Here is an 18,513-nt window from a genome sequence, read left to right on the forward strand (position 1 = left end):
GGGGCTGGCATCCATGGTGGACGATGCGACGCCGCCCGGGTCGCTGGGGCGACCCCGGGCGGCTCCTGCGCACCCGGTCAGGCGCGGGCGAGGTCCCTTTCGGTCGGTTGCGCCTCGGGCTCGGCCGGGCGCGTCAGGGCCTCGCCCTCCACGTCGACCCGGGGCAGGATCCGGTCCAGCCACTTCGGCAGCCACCAGGCCCGCTCACCGAGCAGGGCGAGGACGGCCGGCACGATCGCCATCCGGACCACGAAGGCGTCGAGCAGGACGGCCGAGGCGAGGCCGAAGCCGATCATCTTGATCATGGCGTCGCTGTCCCCGATGAACCCGGAGAACACCGCGATCATGATCAGCGCGGCGGCCACGACGACCCGGGCGCTGTGCTGGAACCCGGAGGTCACGGCCTGGGCGGGCCGCTCGCCGTGGACGTGCGCCTCGCGCATCCGCGAGACCAGGAAGACCTCGTAGTCCATCGCGAGGCCGAAGACGATGCCCACCAGGAAGATCGGCATCAGGCTCATGATGGGGCCGGTGGTCTCCACGCCCAGCAGGTCGGCGCCGTGGCCCTGCTGGAAGACCACGACCACCGCGCCGAGCGAGGCGAGCACCGAGAGCAGGAAGCCGGCGGCCGCCTTCAGCGGGATGAGGATCGAGCGGAAGACCACCAGCAGCAGGATCACGGCGAGCCCGACCACCACGAGCAGGTACGGCACCAGCGCGGACTGCACCTTCTCGGAGACGTCGATGTTCATCGCGGTGATCCCGGTGACCTCGAAGCTCGCCCCGGCTTCGGACTCGATGCCGGGCCGGTCGTCTCGGATCGTGTTGACCAGGTCCTTGGTCTCCTGATCGGTCGGCGCGGTGGTGGGGACGACGGAGAAGACGGCCGTGTCGCCGGACTCGTTGAACTGGGCCGGGGACACCGACACCACGCCCTCGGTGCCGCCGATCCGCTCGGAGACGGTCTCGGCCGCGGCCTTCGGGTCGTCGGCGTCCTTGGCGTCCACGACCACGGTCAACGGTCCGTTGAAGCCGGGCCCGAAGCCCTCGGCGAGCGCGTCGTAGGCCCGCCGCTGGGTGGTCTCCGTGGACTTGGCCTCGTCGCCGGGCATACCGAGCTGAAGGTCGGTCATCGGCAGCGCCAGGGCGCCGAGGCCCGCGACGGCCGCGAGCAGCACGGGCAGCGGGCGGCGCAGTACGAAGCTCGCCCAGCGGGTGCCGCCGTTGACTTTGCGTGTCCCCCGCGGCGTACCGCCCGCTCGTCGGTCCTCGCGGTCCTTGCGGTCCTTGCGGCCCAGGATGGCGTTGGGCCAGAAGCCGAGGAAGGCCGGGACCAGGGTCAGCGCGATGAGGACGCCGACGACGACCGCGCCCGCCGCGCCCAGGCCCATCTCCGTCAGCATCGGGATGCCGACGACGGAGAGACCGGCGAGCGCGATGACGACGGTGAGCCCGGCGAAGACCACGGCGGAGCCCGCGGTGCCGGTGGCGAGGGCGACGGCCTCCTCGGGCGTCCGCCCCTTGGCACGCTCCTCGCGGTAGCGGGAGACGATGAACAGGGCGTAGTCGATGCCGACGGCCAGCCCCAGCATGATGGCCACGGTGCTGGTGGTGTCGGCCAGGCCCAGCGGACCGGCCAGGGCCGTGATGGCGAACAGGCTGATGCCGACGCCGATGAGCGCGGTGAGCAGCGGGAGTCCGGCGGCGGCCAGTGAGCCGAAGGTGATCAGCAGGACGACGGCGGCGACGGAGATGCCGATCGCCTCGGCGGTGCCGCTGGGTCCGCCCATGTCCTCCATCGCGTCACCGCCTGCCTCGACGGTGAGCCCCAAGTCACGGGCGTGCTCGAGCGACTCGTCCAGGTGGCTGCGGCTGGCGTCGGTGAGGCCGGCGGCGTCGACCTTGTAGGTCACGGTCGTGTACGCGGTGGAGCCGTCCTCACTGACCGCGCCGGACTCGTACGGATCGACGGTGCTCGCGACCTGCGTGCCGTCCCCGAGTTCGGCTATCGCGGCCTCGACGGCCTCCTTGTTCTCGGTGGCGGTGACCTTCTCGCCGGTCGGCGATACGAAGACGACGCGGGCGGTGGCACCGTCGGCGGCGGCGCCGGGGAACCGGTCCTCCATCAGCTCGAAGGCTTCCTGCGACTCGATCCCCGGCATGGAGAAGGGTTCCTCCTCCGCCTCCGGCGCGGTCATGCCGGCAAGTCCTACGGCGGCCAGCACGGCGGCCCAGACAAGGGCGACGGTCCAGCGTCGCCTGAAGGCCAAGCGGCCCATTCGATACAGAAAAGCAGCCACGGGGAGGTCTCCACATCGGGTCTCGAAGGTGCCTCCAGACTCCTGAAGAAGGGGGTGTCCTGTCGTCGTCCCGCTGCCGACACCGCGCGGTACTGAATCCGCAGTACTACGCCCTCCGGGGGTCCCACCCGGGGACGAGACCAGGTCGGCCAGTTGGGCCTTCGAGTCCCGCAGAGGCAGTATCGGTCCTGCACCGGTGAAGGTCACGTGAGGCGAAGCGATCGAGGGCCGCACCGCGCATGTCAGCCGGTCGGCTTCGAAAGCAGCGAGCCAGGGCTGCGCCTCGGCCGAGTCCGCTAGCGTGCCGACCCGGAGGGTCCGGTCGTCCGGCAGAGAGGAACCATCGATGAACCAGCAGGGTGAGCACTTCGACGTCGTCGTACTCGGGGCGGGACCCGGCGGCTACGTCGCCGCCGTCCGGGCCGCGCAGCTCGGCAAGAGCGTCGCGGTGGTCGAGGAGAAGTACTGGGGAGGCGTCTGCCTGAACGTGGGCTGCATCCCCACCAAGGCCCTGTTGCGCAACGCCGAGCTCGCGCACATCTTCACCCGGGAGGCGAAGACCTTCGGCATCAGGGTCGAGGGCACCGTCTCCTTCGACTACGGGGAGGCCTTCCGGCGCAGCCGCAAGGTCGCGGACGGCCGGGTCAAGGGCGTCCACTACCTGATGAAGAAGAACAAGATCACCGAGATCGACGGCCGCGGCACCTTCCTCGACCCGCACACGCTCCGGGTGGCCGCACCCGACGGCACCGTCCGCACCGTCGGCTTCGACCACTGCGTCATCGCCACCGGCGCGACCCCCAAGCTGCTGCCCGGCACCCGCCGCAGCTCCAGGGTGGTGACGTACGAGGAGCAGATCCTCTCCGACGACCTGCCGCAGTCCGTCGTGATCGCCGGCGCCGGCGCCATCGGCATCGAATTCGCCTATGTGCTGAACAACTACGGCGTGAAGGTCACCGTCGTCGAGTTCCTGGACCGCGTCGCCCCGCTGGAGGACGCCGAGGTCTCCGCCGAACTGGCCAGGCAGTACCGCAGGGCGGGTATCGACGTGCTCACCTCGACCCGCGTCGAGTCGATCGACGAATCGGGCCCGCGGGTCCGCGTCACGGTCACCGGCAAGGACGGCACGCAACAGGTCATCGAGGCCGACAAGGTCCTCCAGGCCATCGGCTTCGCGCCCAACACCGCCGGCTACGGCCTGGAGAACACCGGCGTGAGCGTCACCGAGCGCGGCGCGATCGACGTCGACGGGCGCTGCCGCACCTCGGTCCCGCACATCTTCGCCATCGGAGACGTGACCGCGAAGCTGATGCTCGCGCACGCCGCCGAGGCGATGGGCGTGATCGCCGCCGAGACCCTCGCGGGCGCCGAGACCATGGAGCTGGACTACGCGATGATCCCGCGCGCCACCTACTGCCAGCCCCAGATCGCCAGCTTCGGCTACACCGAGGCGCAGGCCCGCGAGAAGGGCTACGACGTCAAGGTAGCCAAGTTCCCGTTCACCGCGAACGGCAAGGCGCACGGCCTCGGCGACACGACCGGCTTCGTGAAGCTGATCAGCGACGCCACCTACGGCGAACTCCTCGGCGGCCACCTGATCGGCCCGGACGTCACCGAACTCCTGCCCGAACTGACCCTCGCCCAGCAGTGGGACCTCACGGTGCACGAGGTGGCCCGCAACGTCCACGCGCACCCGACACTCGGCGAGGCCGTCAAGGAAGCGGTGCACGGGCTCGCCGGGCACATGATCAACATGTAGGGCGGACGAACGCCCCCTCTCAGACGCCCGGTTCGGGCGGAAACCCCGTCCACCGCAGCTCGTCGGGCAGGTGGCGCATGTCGTTGGAGACCACGACGGACGGCGCCCGGCCGGGCGTGTAACGGATGACCGTGAGCGCCGCGTTGCCGTGGTTGAGGCCGAGCCACCGCCACTTCGGCGCGTACATGGCGTCCCGGACCAGCCAGGCGACGAGGAAGTTGTGGGTGACGACCAACTCGTGCCGGTCCTCCGAGCCTTCGGTCACCGGCCCGGTGAACCGGCGCAGCGCCCGGCGGGCGAGCTCCGTGCCGTGCCGCCGCTCCTCGTCGGTGACACCGGCGAGGAAGCGGAGGTAGTGGTCCGCCGACTCGGGCGGCAGTTCGGCCCGTTCCGGTACGTGGGGCACGTAGTCGCCGGCGATGTCCGAGACGTGCGGGGTGACGCCGGTCAGTTCGTCGGCGACGAGGCGCGCGGTCTGCCGCGCCCGAGGCAGCGGACCGTGGTGGAGGGAGGTGAGCGGGACGTCTCTCAGGCGCCTGCCGAGCAGGGTGGCCTGGCGCCGGCCGGCGTCCGTCAGTTCGGTCTCGTCCGGTGTCGCCTCGCCGTGCCGGGCGAGGTAGAGGTAACGGGTGGCCGTGCCGGTCATCGCGGACTCCTCGGGGCGCACTGGTGATCTTGTGCCTCGACGGACGCCGGCTCACCATGCCCCGGTTCCCGCACGCTTCGCGCGCGGGGCTCCCCGGGAGCGTCACCGTACGACCTCCGCCCAGACCACCTTGCCGGTCTCCGTCCAGCGCACCCCCCACCGGCTGGTGAGCCGGTGCACCACGTGCAGGCCGCGGCCACCGTCGTCGAGCAGCCCGGCCCGGCCCAGCCGAGGCCTGCCGTTGCCGGTGTCGCCGACCTCGCACAGCAGACCGGGGCCGGCCCTGATCAGCCGTACGGTGATGGGCCCGCCCGCGTGCCGGACCGCGTTGGTGACCAGCTCGCTGACCAGGAGCAGCACACTGTCCCGGGTGCCGCCCCGGGTGCGCCACTGCCGCAGCAGCGCGGAGACCAGCGCCCGGGCCCGCGCCGCCGCGTCCTCGCGGGCCGGCAGCCGCCAGGTCGCCGTGTCCCCCTTGCGGTAGCCGATCAGGCGTGCGAGCAGCAGGGTCACGTCGTCGCGCTGGCGCTCCGGCATCACCTCGGCGACCACCCGCCGTGCGGCCTGCGGCAGCGCGTCCCACGGGTGCACCTCGGCCACGGCCCGCACCAGCCTGCCGATGCCCTCGTCGATCGGCACGGCCGGGTCCTCGACCAGGCCGTCGGTGTACAGGGCCAGCAGGGAACCCGGGGGCGCCGCGAACGTGTGCACGCCGAACGGCTCCCGCAGGGCGAACTCGGCGCCCAGACCGGGATGCGGGTGGACCGCGAGCGGACCGGCGGCTCCGTCCGGCGCCACCAGGATCGGGGGGAGGTGGCCCGCGTTGGACAACGCCAACCGGTGGCTGACCGGGTCGTAGACCGCGATGCAGCAGGTCGACCCGAGGGCGCTGTAGCCGGCCGCCAGCCCGGACTCCGCGTCGTCCAGCAGCGTCACGGTCTCGTCCAGGTGCTCCAGCACCTCGTCGGGCGCGAGTCCCGCGGACAGCAGCGCGCGGGCCTCCATGCTCAGCTGGCCCATGGTCGCGGCGGCTCCCAGCCCGTGGCCGACGACGTCACCGACCACCAGCGCTGTACGTCCGTCCGGCAGCGGGAAGCTGTTCACCCAGTCACCGCCGACGCCCGCGCTGTCGGGCGTGGTGGGCTGGTAGACGCTGGCGGTCTGGACGGTGCCGCCGCCGGACCTCGGCAGCAGCCGGCGCTGCAGGGCCAGGACCTGCGTGTGCTCGCGCTGGTGCTGGCGGGCCAGGTCCACGTGGTGGGAGGTCCTGGCCACCAGTTCCTGCAGGTCGAACAGCTCGCTGTCGGCGAAGGGACGGTCCGCCCGCCGCCAGACCTCCGCCACGCCCAGGACGACCGGCGGATCGCCTTCCAGGACCAGCGGCACGCACGCCACCCCCGCCGATCGCTCCCCGGGCACCAGGGCACGTACCAGTCGCGGACTGCCCAGTACGCGCTCGATCGCCTCACGGTCGGGGATGACGATGGACTGCGGGGCGTCGGCACGCCGTATCGCCTGCGCCAGCAGACGACTGGCGTCGCTGGGAAGGTCCTCGCCCAGGGTGACGTAGCCCTCCGGCCACGCCCGGTCCGGCACCAGGGCCGCCCGCCGCAGCCGGATGCGGCCCTGCGCCCGATCGGTGACCCCCTCGCCCGTCCACACGGCGAAGTCGAGGTCGATGGCCGCCACGTCTCCCCAGGCCAGCAGGGACTCCGCGAGCGACTGCGCGGTCTCGCCGATGTCCAGCGACGTGCCGATCGCGGTCTCGGCGGCGTACAAGTGCAGCCTTCTGGCCATGGCGATCACGGAGACGGTCAGGCCCTCCTGGGGAGCCGCCGCGGGCAGGATGCTCATCGAGACCACCAGCTCCGACCCGTCCGCCCGCCGCAGCCGCTGCACCCGGGCGACGTGCGCCTCACCGGTCTCCAGGACCTGCCGCAACCTTCGGGTGACCGTCGGCACGTCCCCCTGCGGCAGCAGATCGACGAACGGACTCCCGATCGCGGCGTCGAGTCCCGCGAAGACGGGGGCATCGAGATTGCGGTGGGTGACTCTCAGCTCCCGGTCGAGATTGACCGCACCGAGGATCTGCTCCTGGGGGCCCGTTGCCGCGAGGTCGTGCCCCGGCGGTTGTCCGGCGGGGTCGGCCTGCGACGCGGCGGGGTCGGGCCCCGCCGCCTGGCCACGCGGGATGTAGCGCCCCAGGGCGCTGCTGACCAGGTTGAACGACGACGAGGACGAAGAGGGGGGTGTGGAGTCCATGCGGCTCCCTCAGCTCGCTCGCCCACCCCGGCGCAGTGCCGGGGCCGTACCCGAACCCGTGCGGAAGGGCCCCGAGTACCCGGACCGCACACCCCATTCAATAACACCGGCGGACGCTTCGCCCACACCAGCGAACGCACGGTGAACACCGACAGTGACGGAGCGGGCCTCGACCGTCGCCCCCCTTGCGGCCGTCCCCCTTACAGCCACTCCCCTTCCAGGGCGGTGGCCGTCAGGCCGGGCGCAGCCGCGTACAGCACGGCGCGGCTGCCCGCCTTCTGCCCGGCGTCGTGCGCCCGGCGCAGGATGTCGAAGACGGCGGCGCCCCCGCGGTTGCCGGTGGTGTAGCTGTCCCGGCTGTACCGCAGGAGTCCCGACGGCCACTCGGCGGGCATCGTCTGCTCCATGTACTCCAGCACCCGGGTACCGCCGGGGTGCGCGAGCAGCACGTCGGGGTGCCAGGCGGCGGGGTCGTCCTCGTAGCGGACGCGGAGCCACTCCCACATCGCGGTGACCGTGTCCTGCACCGCCCGCGGCCCGCGCCGGTCCATCACGAAGTGGGTGCCGTCCGCCCGCGTCTCCAAGCGGTGCAGGTCCTGCGTGCCCGGCAGGGTGTGGTGCCAGGAGGCGTCCAGCCGGAGCACCGACTCGGGCCTCGGCCGGCCCGTGACCACCGCGGCGACCGCGGTGTCCGCGAACAGCAGCCGGACGATCAGGGACTCCAGGGTGTCGTCCGCGGGCTGGTAGGTCGTACTCAGCGCCTCGGAGATCACGACCAGGACCACCCGGTCGGGGTCCGCCGCCACCAGGTCCGCCGCCAGCGCCAGGGAACGGGTCCCTGCCACGCAGGCCCACTGCGTGGCGGGCAGGAGCATGGCGTCGCCGCGCAGCGGAAGCCGGTTGGCCAGGGCGACGTCCAGTCCGGGCAGCGCCGGGGTGGTGGAGTTGCTGGTGATCAGGCAGTCGACGTCCGCGACGTCCAGCCCGGCGATCTGCAGGGCCCCGCGCGCCGCCCGCTCCCCGTAGGACTGCACGGCCTCCCAGGCCGGGGCGGTGCGCTCCTGCACGGTCTGCGGTGCGGGCACGGCATCGAGAGCGGCGATCACACGGTCGGCGTCCTGCTCGGTGAACCCCTCGCGGATCAGCGCCTCCCGGGCGGGACCGGCGGACCCCGGACCGCTCCCCCTGCCGGGCGCGACGGCGGCCTCCAGGGGAAGCATCCAGCCGCGGGTCTCGATGCCCGTGCTGGCCGCGATGCCGTCGACGCGCGGAGCCCAGGCCGCCTCCGGGTGCCGGCCGTGCACTTCCGCCACGATCTCTTCGGTCTTCACGGAGTGCTCGCCGTGTATCACGGCGGGAGCGCACAGGTATGCGGCCACGATCGGCACCTTTCTTCGGAGCTGCGAGGGAAGGGGGCGGCGCACGCTCGGGCACGTCGGCGACCAAGTCGACGCCGGAGCACACCACTTCGGGCGGCTGCGAGCGGCCCCTGCTCCTTCGAGCATGGGGGCGAAAAGGGCATTTGCGCAGTGACCCACGCAACTTGGATGGCTTCGGGATACGTGAGACGGCGCACACGCCGAGGTGCGGCTCGGCGTGTGCGCCGTCGAGTGGCGACTCAGGCGGACGTCGGCGTGTCCGTGGGCAGCGACCCGGTGACCGGCCGGTCTTCGTCCCGTCGGCGGGGGCGGAGGCGGGAGCCCAGGGTCCAGCGGCCCGGTCCGACGGCGGCGACCAGGAGGAAGGACCAGCAGAACATGGCCGCCGCCTCCCCGCCGTTCTCGATGGGGAAGAGCCCGTCGGGCTGGTGCTCGACGAAGTAGGCGTACGCCATGGATCCGGAGCACAGGATGGCCGCGGGGCGGGTCGCGAGGCCGCACAGGACCAGTGTGCCGCCGACGAGTTGCACCACGGCGGCCCACCAGCCGGGCCACGCGGCGAAGTCGGGGGCGGCTCCGTGCGGACCGCCCAGGACGTCGAACAGGGTGGCGGCTCCGTGGCAGGCGAACAGCAGGCCTGTGACGATGCGGAAGAGCGCGATCACGTGCTCCCTGCGTTTCTCCAACGCTTCCAACGGTGGTGCTCCTCTCTGGCGCACCGACCGCGGGCGAAGCGGGCGGCCGGTGGGGATGGTGCGCAGCACGGGGCGGGGCCCGACGGCGTCCCGAGGGAGGGGGGAGACGCGCGGCCCATTCGACTTTTAACCATCCCGGCAAGCCTTGTCTAGACCAATAGCCCAACGACTTCCGCTCGGGGTCGTCGCGCCAAGTGAGCAGCACCGACCGTCGGTTGATGTTGCGCAGACCCTTGACCGGACCGGCTTCCCCGCTATGGTCTAGACCTGAACTTGTCAGGTCTAGACCAGCATGGAAAGGGGCACGAGATGCGCACCAAGAGACGGGTGGCCTTCGCGGTCGGGGCGCTGGTCGCTCCGCTGCTCGCCGTCAGCCTTCCGGCGAGCACCGCCAACGCCCACGGGTGGGTGACCTCGCCCGGCAGCCGGCAGGACCAGTGCGCCGCGGGGATCGTCGACTGCGGCCAGATCAAGTACGAGCCCCAGAGCGTCGAGGGCCCCAAGGGTCTGAAGAGCTGCAGCGGCGGCAACAGCCAGTTCGCCGAGCTCGACGACGACAGCAAGGGCTGGCGCGTCACCCCGGTCGGCACGACGCACACCTTCACCTGGCACCACACGGCGCGGCACGCCACCGCCAGCTGGCAGTACTTCATCGGCAACCAGAAGATCGCCGAGTTCGACGGCCACAGGGCGCAGCCCGCCCCGGACGTGAGCCACCAGGTGAACTTCGGCGGCTTCACCGGCCGTCAGAAGGTACTGGCCGTCTGGAACGTGGCGGACACCGGCAACGCGTTCTACTCCTGCATCGACGTCAACATCGGCGGCACCGGTGGGGGCGACGGGGGCGGCGACGGCGGCGGAGACGGCGACCCGGGCGCCTGCGACGCGCCGCTGTGGAACGCCGGCAGCGTCTACGGCGGCGGCGACACCGTCTCCTACGGCGGCCACACCTGGCGCGCCAAGTGGTGGGTGACCGGCGAGGAGCCCGGTACCACCGGTGAGTGGGGTGTCTGGGAGGACCTCGGAGTCTGCGCGGCCGCCTGACCTTCCGGCCGTGCGACCGCGGTGGGCCGGCGCGCACCGATCCGGGCGCGTGCCGGCCCCCGCCGGCGCACCGACGATCCAGGGCGACGAACGGGTCCGATTTTCCTGAAAGCCAGTAAAATAATTCCAAAGCGGAAGGGGGTCGCAATGGATCCGTGGCTGATCTGGCTGATCGTTTCCGCCGTTCTGATCGTGGCGGAGATCTTCACCCTGACCGCCGCACTCGGAATGCTCGGAGTGGCCGCGCTGATCACCTCCGCGTCCGCGGCGGCCGGCCTTTCCACGCCCTTTCAGTTCCTGGTGTTCACGGTCGTCTCCGCGGTCACCCTCCTTTTCCTGCGCCCCGTCGCGGTGCGCCACCTCCACCAGCCCCAGACCGAGCGGTTCGGGGTGGACGCCCTGGTCGGCCAGGCCGCCTACGTCGTTTCCGACGTGACGGGAATGGAGGGCCGGGTCCGCATCGGCGGTGAGGAATGGACCGCCCGTTCCTACGACGAGACGCTGGTGATTCCCCGGGGTGCGACCGTCGACGTTCTGGAGATCAGCGGCACCACCGCATTCGTCTATCCCCGGGAGTGACCATGGAGGCCTCGGCGTTCCTCATCGCCGGTGTGATCGTCGCGCTTCTCGCCGTTTTCACCGTGGTGCGGGCGGTGCGCATCGTGCCGCAGGCCCGAGCCCGCAACGTCGAACGGCTCGGCCGCTACCACCGCACCCTGAAACCCGGACTCAGCGTGGTCATCCCGTACATCGACCGCGTCTATCCGGTGATCGACCTGCGCGAACAGGTCGTCTCCTTCAAACCGCAACCGGTCATCACCGAGGACAACCTCGTCGTCGAGATCGACACCGTGCTGTACTTCCAGGTCACGGACCCGCGTGCGGCCTTCTACGAGATCGCGAACTTCCTCCAGGCCGTCGAGCAGCTCACCGTCACCACCCTGCGCAACGTCGTGGGATCCATGGACCTGGAGAAGACCCTCACCTCGCGCGACACCATCAACAGCCAGTTGCGCGGTGTGCTCGACGAGGCCACCGGCAAGTGGGGACTGCGGGTGAACCGGGTGGAGATCAAGGCGATCGACCCGCCGCAGACCATCAAGGACGCCATGCAGAAGCAGATGCGGGCCGAGCGGGACAAGCGGGCCGCGATCCTGGGCGCCGAAGGGCAGCGCCAGTCGCAGATCCTCACCGCCGAGGGCGACAAGCAGGCCGCCGTCCTGCGCGCCGAGGGCAACCGCACCGCCGAGATCCTCAAGGCGGAGGGCCAGTCCCGGGCCATCGACGAGGTCTTCCAGGCCGTCCACCGCAACGACCCGGACCCCAAACTGCTGGCCTACCAGTACCTCCAGGTGCTGCCCCAGCTGGCACAGGGCTCGGGCAGTACCTTCTGGGTCATCCCCAGCGAGGTCACCTCCGCGCTCCAGGGAGTGTCCCGGGCCTTCACCGAGGCGCTGCCGCAGTCGCCGGCCACCCGTGAGCACCCGTCGGACGACGGGGCCGCCCAGGCGGCCAGCGACACGGCACAGGCCGCGGAGGCCGCAGCCCAGGCGCTCGCCGACGCGGCCCGGGCCAACGGCGTGCCCCCCGAGGGCCACGCCGCGTGAGCACTCAGCCGACGGCCGGCCCCGTGATCGGCCGGCCGTCGGCGTCGTAGGGCCAGACATTGGTCCGGCAGCCGTGCAGGCCCTTGATCTGCTGCATCATCACCGGCGCGGGGCGCCCCGCCCCGGGGCACCCCTCGTGGCCGTGGCCGAGGAAGTGCCCGACCTCGTGGTTGATGATCAGCGCCCGGTACGACGTCACGTCGTCCGCGTAGTACTGCGTCGCCAGCAGCCACCGCTTGAGGTTGACCATGACGTCCTGGCCCACGTTGCAGTTGACCTCGCCGCCGGTGTCCAGGCCGTACCGGCCGCATATGTCGTCCACCGTGCCCGCCGTGGCGAGCCGCACCCGGAAGTCGGACGAGCCGTCCGCCACCCGCCGGAAGCCCACCTTCCCGTCGGCCGTCCAGCCCCGTTCGTCGGCGAGGACGCGCTCGACCTCGGCGGCGACGTCCCGCGCCGGGATGCCGATGCCGTCCTCGACCTGCACCACATAGGTCAGCGTCCGCGCGCTGCCGCCGACCCGGTCGCCGCCGCCGTCGGCGGTGGCGAAGGTCCCGGGCCCGGACGACGGTATCGAGTCGGGGTCCGGCTTCTCGCCCGCCGCCTCCCCGCCACCCGCGTCGGCGTCCTTCTTCCCTGCGTCCTCCTTCTCCTCCTTCTCCGGCTTCTCCTCGTTCTCCGGCTCGGGCGTGGAGGGGCCCTTCCGCGCCGCTTCCGTCCCACCGGTCTCCGTCACCGAGGACGCACCGGCCGAGCCGGTGGAGTGGCCGGTGGATTCCGTGCCCTGCTTGAGCGCCAGACCGCCGGCGAGCACCAGGACGGCCCCGGCCGCGAGGCCCGGCCACAGCAGGCGGGGCCGGCCGCCCCGTCGGCGACGGGCACGGCCGCCGCGGCGTCGGCGACGGGTAGGCGTACAGCACCGCGAACAGGGCGCCGGGCAGCACGACCGCGGGCACCAGGACGTTCCACATGATCGTGTGGCCCGCCACATCCGTCTCGAACGGCGGCATCAGCCGCAGCGAGCCCTCCAGGAACCCGACGTACCAGTCCGGCTGCGAACCGGAGGAGATGATGTCGGGGCGGTAGGGGCCGTACGTCCAGATCGGGTTGATCTGCGCCACCGCCGCCAGCACCGTCAGAACGCCGAAGACCATGAAGAACAGGCCCGAGGAGTTCGTCATGAACTGCGGGAACATCGGCTTGCCCACCGCGTTGCGGTTGGTGCGCCCGCGGCCCGCCCACTGAGTGTGCTTGAGGTAGAACACCAGGATCAGATGGAGCGTGACCAGCGCCACCAGCAGCGCGGGCACCAGCAGGATGTGGACCGAGTACAGCCGCGGCACGATGTCGTGGCCGGGATACTGGCTGCCGAACACGAACATGGTCAGATACGTCCCCACGACCGGGATCGACTGGATGATCCCCTGCGCGATGCGCAGCCCGGTGCCGGACAGCAGATCGTCCGGGAGGGAGTAGCCGGCGAAGCCCTCGACGAGGGCCAGCATGAACAGCGTGACACCGATCAGCCAGTTGACCTCACGCGGCCGGCGGAACGCCCCGGTGAAGAAGATCCGCAGCAGATGCACCCCGATGGCGGACAGGAACACCAGCGCCGCCCAGTGGTGCACCTGCCGGATCAACAGCCCGCCGCGCACGTCGAAACTGATGTCCACCGTCGAGCGGTAGGCCTCCGACATGCTCACCCCCAGCAGGGGCTCGTACGAGCCGTCGTAGACGACCTCCGTCATCGAGGGCTTGAAGAAGAGCGTCAGCCAGACCCCGGTCAGCAGCAGCACCACGAAGCTGTACAGGGCGATCTCGCCCAGCAGGAACGACCAGTGCTCGGGGAAGGCCTTGCGCAGCAGCCCCCCGCCCTCGGAGACGGGGAGCCGCCCGTCGGCCCAGTTGACGGTGTGTTCGGCCGCGTGACGGGCCCGCGCACCGGCGCGGGCCCTTCTCCTCTGCATCAACAGCACGGCGCATGGGTTCCCCGAGGTCCGTGCCGGAAACTACGCACCGACCGGGTCCGGTCACCCTTCGGCATCCCGCGGCGCGCGTCAGTGTGCGCCCGGGCCGCCGCCGCCGAAGGAACCGCTGCTGCCCTCGTCCCAGCGGGGCCGTTGCTGATCGGATGCGGTCCGGCTGCCCTGGTGCCCGAGTTCGTGCGGCAGCGTGCGTGTGTCAGTGCGCGGCATCTCGTTCGGTTCCCGACGCTCCCGCGTCTCGTGGACCGGCCCCTCGTCGGGCAGACGGGGCTGCTCCTCGGCCGTCGGCGGCGGGGGCTCGCGGCGCTTTTGCCGGCTGCCGAACGCGAACGCGCCGATCAGCACACCCACCACCACGACGGCCGCGACGATCAGCCAGACGGGGAAACCGCCGGAGCCCGCGGCCAGGTCCATCCATGCGTTGGTCATGGAGCGCGGGTACCCGCGGCCCCCGGCACCAACCCGCTCACCCCGACCGCGACGCCCGCGTCCGCGAACGGTTGGCCTTCCTGATCGCCTCGAGCAGGTCCGCCTTCGACATCTTCGACCGGCCCTCGACACCCAGGCGCCGGGCGACGCCGTACAGGTGCTCCTTCGAGGCCTTCTCGTCGACACCCTCGCCGCTGCGCCCGCCCCGTCCGCGGGGCCGACCGGACTGGGGGTCTGAGGGGCCCTTGCGACCGCCCTCCTTGCGCTCCCAGTGGTCGCCGACCTTCTCGAACTTGTGCTTGAGCGCCCCGTACGCCACCCGGTGGGCCCGCTCGCCCTCGCCGTACTCCTCGACGGCGGAGTCGTGGGCCTTGATCCAGGTGCGCCGGGCCTCCTGCGGGGAGCGCTCCAGGGTCGACGGCAGTTCCTGTCGTCCCGGCATGTCCGTGCACCTCCGTACGTCTTCGGCCGCATCACCCCCACCCGTCGCGGGGGCGGTCCACGGGTCCCCTGCGCCCCGCCCGGAAAACGGCCCGGAGCCCCTGGCGCCGACGGGTCCGGCGGTTTGGGCACCGCCGCCCGCGGCAACCCGCCCGGTGTGACATCGACGACGACTTCCCAGCAGGAACTGTTCCGCTTCCTCGAGGACCGCTTCGCGTGCGCGCAGGCGTGCACCGAGTGCGCCCGGGCCTGCGCCCTGCGGGCGAGCCTCGTGGATCCGGACGGGACCGAGAACCAGGAGCTCGTGCGGCGCAAGGGCATCATGTGCGCGGAGGTCTGCGACGCGACCTGCCGGGTGCTGTCCGAACAGAACCAGGTGGACGAGGCCGTCATCCGCGACCAGCTGGAGTGGTGCCGCCAGGTGTGCCTGGAGAGCGCCCACGTGTTCGACGGCCACCCGGGTGCCGAGGAGAGCGCGAAGGCCTGCCGCGACTGCGCCCGCGCCTGCGGAGAGTTCCTGGCCACCCTGCGCTGAGGCCTGGGAGCGGGACCCGCGCCGCGTTAGCCTGCCCGTATGGCGGCGACGCGGACCGGCGGCGATCCGGGGCTCTTCGGTCCGGATTCCGTGACCTGGCAGGCGCACGGCGATCCGATGATGTGGGTGGCCGGCGTCCGCGCCCTCTACCTCCAGGCCCTGTACCCGCGCGCCGTGCGCGGTGTGATGCAGAACAGCGACTTCCGGCGCGACGCCTGGGGCCGCCTCATGCGCACCGCGGGCTTCGTCGGCACCACCACGTACGGCACCACCGAGGCCGCCGAGCGGGCCGGCGCCCGGGTGCGGAAGATCCACCGCATGCTCGGTGCCACCGACCCCGACACGGGCGAGCGCTACGGCGTCGACGAACCCGCCCTGCTGCTGTGGGTGCACTGCGCCGAGATCGGCTCCTACCTGCACGTCCTCGGCCGCTCCGGCTTCCCGCTCACCGCCGCCCACGCCGACCGCTACCTCGCCGAACACCGGCACAGCGCCCGCCTCGTCGGCCTGGACCCCGGTTCCGTACCCGCGAACCGCGCCGAGCTGGCCGCCTACTTCGCGCGTGTACGGCCCGAGCTGGCCGCCGGGCCGGAGGCACACGAGGTCGACGACTTCCTGCGCCGCCCGCCCACGCACCCCCTCCTGGTCCCGGCCCGCGAGCTGCTGTGGCGGCGGGTCGCCTCTCTCGCCTACGACTCCCTGCCGCCGTACGCGCACGAGCTCTACGGCCGGCCGGCGCCCCCGCCCGCCACCGTCACCCGCCGGCTCCGCGCCACCGGCGCCGTGCTGCGCGCGATCCCCGCCCGGCTGCGCTGGCAACTGCCGCCCAAGCACATCCTTCGGGCCATGGACCGGCTCGGCCCGGCCGCCCGCCCCGCGCCATACAAAATCGGACGACAAGCGGCCATACTGGACCCGCCAGGGGAGGGCGCGGCGGACTGAACCACGGGGGCGGCGAAGTCATGGGGGACAGCACGCTGATCCAGGGCAGGTACCGGCTGCTCGAGAAGATCGGGCGCGGCGGCATGGGCGAGGTGTGGCGGGCACGGGACGAGTCACTGGGCCGTCGCATAGCCGTCAAGTGCCTCAAACCACTCGGCACGCAGCACGACCACTCCTTCACCCGCGTCCTGCGGGAGCGGTTCCGGCGCGAGGCGCGGGTGGCCGCCGCGCTCCAGCACCGGGGGGTGACCGTCGTCCACGACTTCGGCGAGTGGGACGGCGTGCTCTTCCTGGTCATGGAGCTGCTGGAGGGGCACGACCTGAGCCGGCTCCTGGAGGACAACAAGGGCCACCCACTGCCGGTCCCCGACGTCGTCGACATCGCCGAGCAGGTCACCGCCGCGCTCGCCTACACCCACGATCAGGGCATCGTCCACCGCGACCTCAAACCCGCGAACATCGTGCGGACCGCCGACGGCACCGTGAAGATCTGCGACTTCGGCATCGCCCGGCTCGGTCACGACGCCGGATTCACCGCCCGGCTCACCGGCACCGGCATCGCCATGGGCACCCCGCACTACATGTCGCCCGAACAGATCGGCGGCGACGAGGTCGACCGGCGCAGCGACCTGTACTCCCTGGGCTGCGTGCTCTACGAGATCGCCACCGGCGCCCCGCCGTTCGACCTCGACGACGCCTGGGCGATCCTCGTCGGCCACCGCGACACCGAGCCCGCACCACCCCGCACCCACCGCGTTGAACTACCCGCCTACCTGGACCGGATCATCCTGGACCTGCTGGCGAAACGGCCCGAGCAGCGCCCGGACGACGCCCGTGAACTGGCCCGCCGGATCGGCACGGGCCGCGCGGGACCGGCGTCCGTGCCCGCTCCGCCGACGTTCCGGACGCCGGCGCGTGAGCCGGCCGGGGGCCGCCGCGCCGCGCTGCCGTCCTGGACCCGCTCCATGACCGCCGGCCCCAAGGCGACCGGCACCGGCCCGCGCACCACACCCCCGGACCCCGCGGCGGGCCTGTCCGGCGAGTGGATCCCGCGTCCCGCCCCCGCCCCGGCGGCCGATGACCGGACCGCCGAAGCCTCGGCCTCCGTGAACCGTGGCGCCGGAGGCAGGACCGTCGAGACGTCGGCCTCCGTGGACCGTGGCGTCGGGGACCGGACCGTCGAGACGTCGGCCTCCGTGGACCGCGACGCCGGTGTCCGGGCCGCCGGGAACCGGCCCGCCGGACCCGTCCCGGCCGGACGGCCGGCACCGGCGTCCGAGGCCGTCGTCAGGCTGGCCGGACGGCACAGGGCGGGGCTGAGCCTGGGTCGGCTCGGCCGCTGGGCGGAGGCGGGCGAGGTGCACCGCGCGGTCGCCGCCGAACGCGAGCGCCTGCTCGGCCCCGACCACCCCGACACGCTCGCCAGCCGCTACGAGGCCGCCTTCGTCCTCGGCCGCACCGGTCGCGCCGCCGACGCCCTGCGCGCGTACAAGGGCGTCGCCGAGGCGAGGATCCGGATGCTGGGAGCCGACCACGCGGACACCCTCGCCGTCCGCCAGGAGATGGCCTACACCCTGGGCCGGCTGGGCCGGTACGCCGACGCCCACCAGGTGTACGCGTCGGTCCTGACCGCCCGTGAACGCACGATGGGCCCCGACCATCCCGACACCCTGCGCTGCCGGCACAACCTCGCCTTCAACCTCGGGCGGCTCGGCCGTACCGAGGAAGCCCACCGGACGGCCCGCGAGGTGGCCGCGGCCCGGGCCCGCGTGCTCGGCCCCGAGCATCCCGACACCCTCGTCACCCGCTACGAGGTCGCCTACGAACTCGGGCGGCTGGACCGCTGGCACGAGGCCCTGGCGACCTACCGCGAGGTCGCCGCCGCCCGCGCGAGAGCGCTCGGCCCGGACCACCCCGACACCCTCGCCGCCCGCTACGAGACCGGCATCGCCCTGGGCCGCCTCGGCCGCTGCGCCGAAGCACTCACCGAGTACGCCGAGCTGATCGAGGACCAGACGCGCGCCCAGGGCGCCGAACACCCCGAGACACTGCGCGCCCGGCACGCCCTGGGCGTCAACCTCGGCAGGCTGGGCCGCTGGGGGGAGGCACTCGCCGAGGCCCGCGAGGTCCGCGCGATCCGTGACCGCGTCCTCGGCCCCGGCCACCCGGACACCCTGGTCAGCCGCCGCGAGGTCGCCGTCGCCCTGGGCTGGCTGGGCCGCTGGTCCGCCGCCCTCACCGAGTACCGCCTGGTCGCCGCGGCCCGCGAACGCGCCCTCGGCCCCGACCACCCCGACACCCTCGTCGCCCGCGACGACGAGGCCCACTGCCTGGAACAACTCGGCCGCGCCGCCGAGGCCACGGAGCTGTACCGCAGGGTCGCAGGAGTGCGCGGGGCGGCGGCACACCGGTGCGGAACGCCGGCCCAGGACGCCGGCGCCGGCGCCGGACGGTGACCGACGGCGGGCTGGCCGCCCCCGACAGGCCCG

General features: G+C 72.5%; 15 protein-coding genes and 1 pseudogene. 7 read left to right on the forward strand and 9 right to left on the reverse strand.

Going from position 1 to position 18,513, the window contains the following annotated elements; translation table 11 throughout:
* Positions 1-77 precede the first annotated feature (77 nt).
* Positions 78-2,300 carry an MMPL family transporter gene (locus D1J63_RS33325; protein WP_164713085.1) on the reverse strand — a complete coding sequence of 741 codons (2,223 nt, stop codon included), beginning with the start codon at positions 2,298-2,300 and terminating at the stop codon, positions 78-80.
* 346 nt (positions 2,301-2,646) lie between these two features.
* Between D1J63_RS33325 and lpdA the strand changes: the two genes are divergently transcribed.
* Entirely contained in the window at positions 2,647-4,059 is a 1,413-nt protein-coding gene (lpdA, locus tag D1J63_RS33330) for a dihydrolipoyl dehydrogenase (RefSeq protein ID WP_125634068.1), read from the forward strand.
* A 19-nt stretch (positions 4,060-4,078) separates the two neighbouring features.
* Here lpdA and D1J63_RS33335 read toward each other — a convergent pair whose 3' ends face one another.
* The 4 genes from D1J63_RS33335 to D1J63_RS33350 all read right to left on the reverse strand — a co-directional run bounded on the left by D1J63_RS33335 (position 4,079) and on the right by D1J63_RS33350 (position 9,041).
* Complete coding sequence (locus D1J63_RS33335; RefSeq protein ID WP_125634070.1) at positions 4,079-4,705, reverse strand: histidine phosphatase family protein; 627 nt, start codon at positions 4,703-4,705, stop codon at positions 4,079-4,081.
* A gap of 102 nt (positions 4,706-4,807) precedes the next feature.
* Positions 4,808-6,967 carry a SpoIIE family protein phosphatase gene (locus D1J63_RS33340; protein WP_164713086.1) on the reverse strand — a complete coding sequence of 720 codons (2,160 nt, stop codon included), beginning with the start codon at positions 6,965-6,967 and terminating at the stop codon, positions 4,808-4,810.
* A gap of 200 nt (positions 6,968-7,167) precedes the next feature.
* Positions 7,168-8,346, reverse strand: a complete 1,179-nt coding sequence (locus tag D1J63_RS33345) for a type III polyketide synthase (protein ID WP_125634072.1) — start codon at positions 8,344-8,346, stop codon at positions 7,168-7,170.
* Positions 8,347-8,585: 239 nt separating this feature from the next.
* Positions 8,586-9,041 (reverse strand): DoxX family protein, encoded by a 456-nt coding sequence (locus D1J63_RS33350; protein ID WP_125634074.1) that lies wholly within the window; start codon positions 9,039-9,041, stop codon positions 8,586-8,588.
* Positions 9,042-9,350: 309 nt separating this feature from the next.
* Between D1J63_RS33350 and D1J63_RS33355 the strand changes: the two genes are divergently transcribed.
* The 3 genes from D1J63_RS33355 (at position 9,351) to D1J63_RS33365 (ending at position 11,692) form a co-directional block, all read left to right on the forward strand.
* Positions 9,351-10,085, forward strand: coding sequence for a lytic polysaccharide monooxygenase (locus tag D1J63_RS33355; protein ID WP_125634076.1), 735 nt, complete (start codon positions 9,351-9,353; stop codon positions 10,083-10,085).
* A 147-nt stretch (positions 10,086-10,232) separates the two neighbouring features.
* On the forward strand, positions 10,233-10,664 hold the full coding sequence (locus tag D1J63_RS33360) for an NfeD family protein (RefSeq protein WP_007388222.1): 432 nt from the start codon (positions 10,233-10,235) through the stop codon (positions 10,662-10,664).
* A 2-nt stretch (positions 10,665-10,666) separates the two neighbouring features.
* A complete protein-coding gene (locus D1J63_RS33365; protein ID WP_164413918.1) occupies positions 10,667-11,692 on the forward strand; it encodes an SPFH domain-containing protein in 1,026 nt (341 codons plus the stop codon).
* A 4-nt stretch (positions 11,693-11,696) separates the two neighbouring features.
* Here D1J63_RS33365 and D1J63_RS36835 read toward each other — a convergent pair whose 3' ends face one another.
* From D1J63_RS36835 to D1J63_RS33380, 4 genes and pseudogenes are all read right to left on the reverse strand, one after another.
* Positions 11,697-12,506, reverse strand: a complete 810-nt coding sequence (locus tag D1J63_RS36835) for a DUF3152 domain-containing protein (RefSeq protein WP_241235634.1) — start codon at positions 12,504-12,506, stop codon at positions 11,697-11,699.
* An 88-nt stretch (positions 12,507-12,594) separates the two neighbouring features.
* Positions 12,595-13,659: pseudogene (locus D1J63_RS33370) on the reverse strand (cytochrome b); the annotation flags it as partial.
* A 90-nt stretch (positions 13,660-13,749) separates the two neighbouring features.
* Positions 13,750-14,106 carry a DUF6479 family protein gene (locus D1J63_RS33375; RefSeq protein ID WP_125634078.1) on the reverse strand — a complete coding sequence of 119 codons (357 nt, stop codon included), beginning with the start codon at positions 14,104-14,106 and terminating at the stop codon, positions 13,750-13,752.
* Positions 14,107-14,143: 37 nt separating this feature from the next.
* On the reverse strand, positions 14,144-14,548 hold the full coding sequence (locus D1J63_RS33380; protein ID WP_102928075.1) for a ChaB family protein: 405 nt from the start codon (positions 14,546-14,548) through the stop codon (positions 14,144-14,146).
* A gap of 156 nt (positions 14,549-14,704) precedes the next feature.
* Here D1J63_RS33380 and D1J63_RS33385 point away from each other — a divergent pair, with 156 nt between their 5' ends.
* Genes D1J63_RS33385 through D1J63_RS33395 form a run of 3 tightly spaced genes read left to right on the forward strand, consistent with a single transcriptional unit; the run spans position 14,705 to position 18,480 of the window.
* Complete coding sequence (locus D1J63_RS33385; RefSeq protein WP_102928077.1) at positions 14,705-15,082, forward strand: four-helix bundle copper-binding protein; 378 nt, start codon at positions 14,705-14,707, stop codon at positions 15,080-15,082.
* Between the two features lie 39 nt (positions 15,083-15,121).
* Positions 15,122-16,024 (forward strand): oxygenase MpaB family protein, encoded by a 903-nt coding sequence (locus D1J63_RS33390; protein ID WP_125634080.1) that lies wholly within the window; start codon positions 15,122-15,124, stop codon positions 16,022-16,024.
* 20 nt (positions 16,025-16,044) lie between these two features.
* The gene (locus D1J63_RS33395; protein WP_125634082.1) at positions 16,045-18,480 is read left to right on the forward strand and encodes a serine/threonine-protein kinase; all 2,436 of its coding nucleotides are present in this window, start codon (positions 16,045-16,047) and stop codon (positions 18,478-18,480) included.
* The last annotated feature ends 33 nt before the right edge of the window (positions 18,481-18,513 follow it).

The organism is Streptomyces sp. KPB2, assembly GCF_003950055.1.
GTDB classification, from domain to species: Bacteria; Actinomycetota; Actinomycetes; order Streptomycetales; family Streptomycetaceae; genus Streptomyces; species Streptomyces salinarius.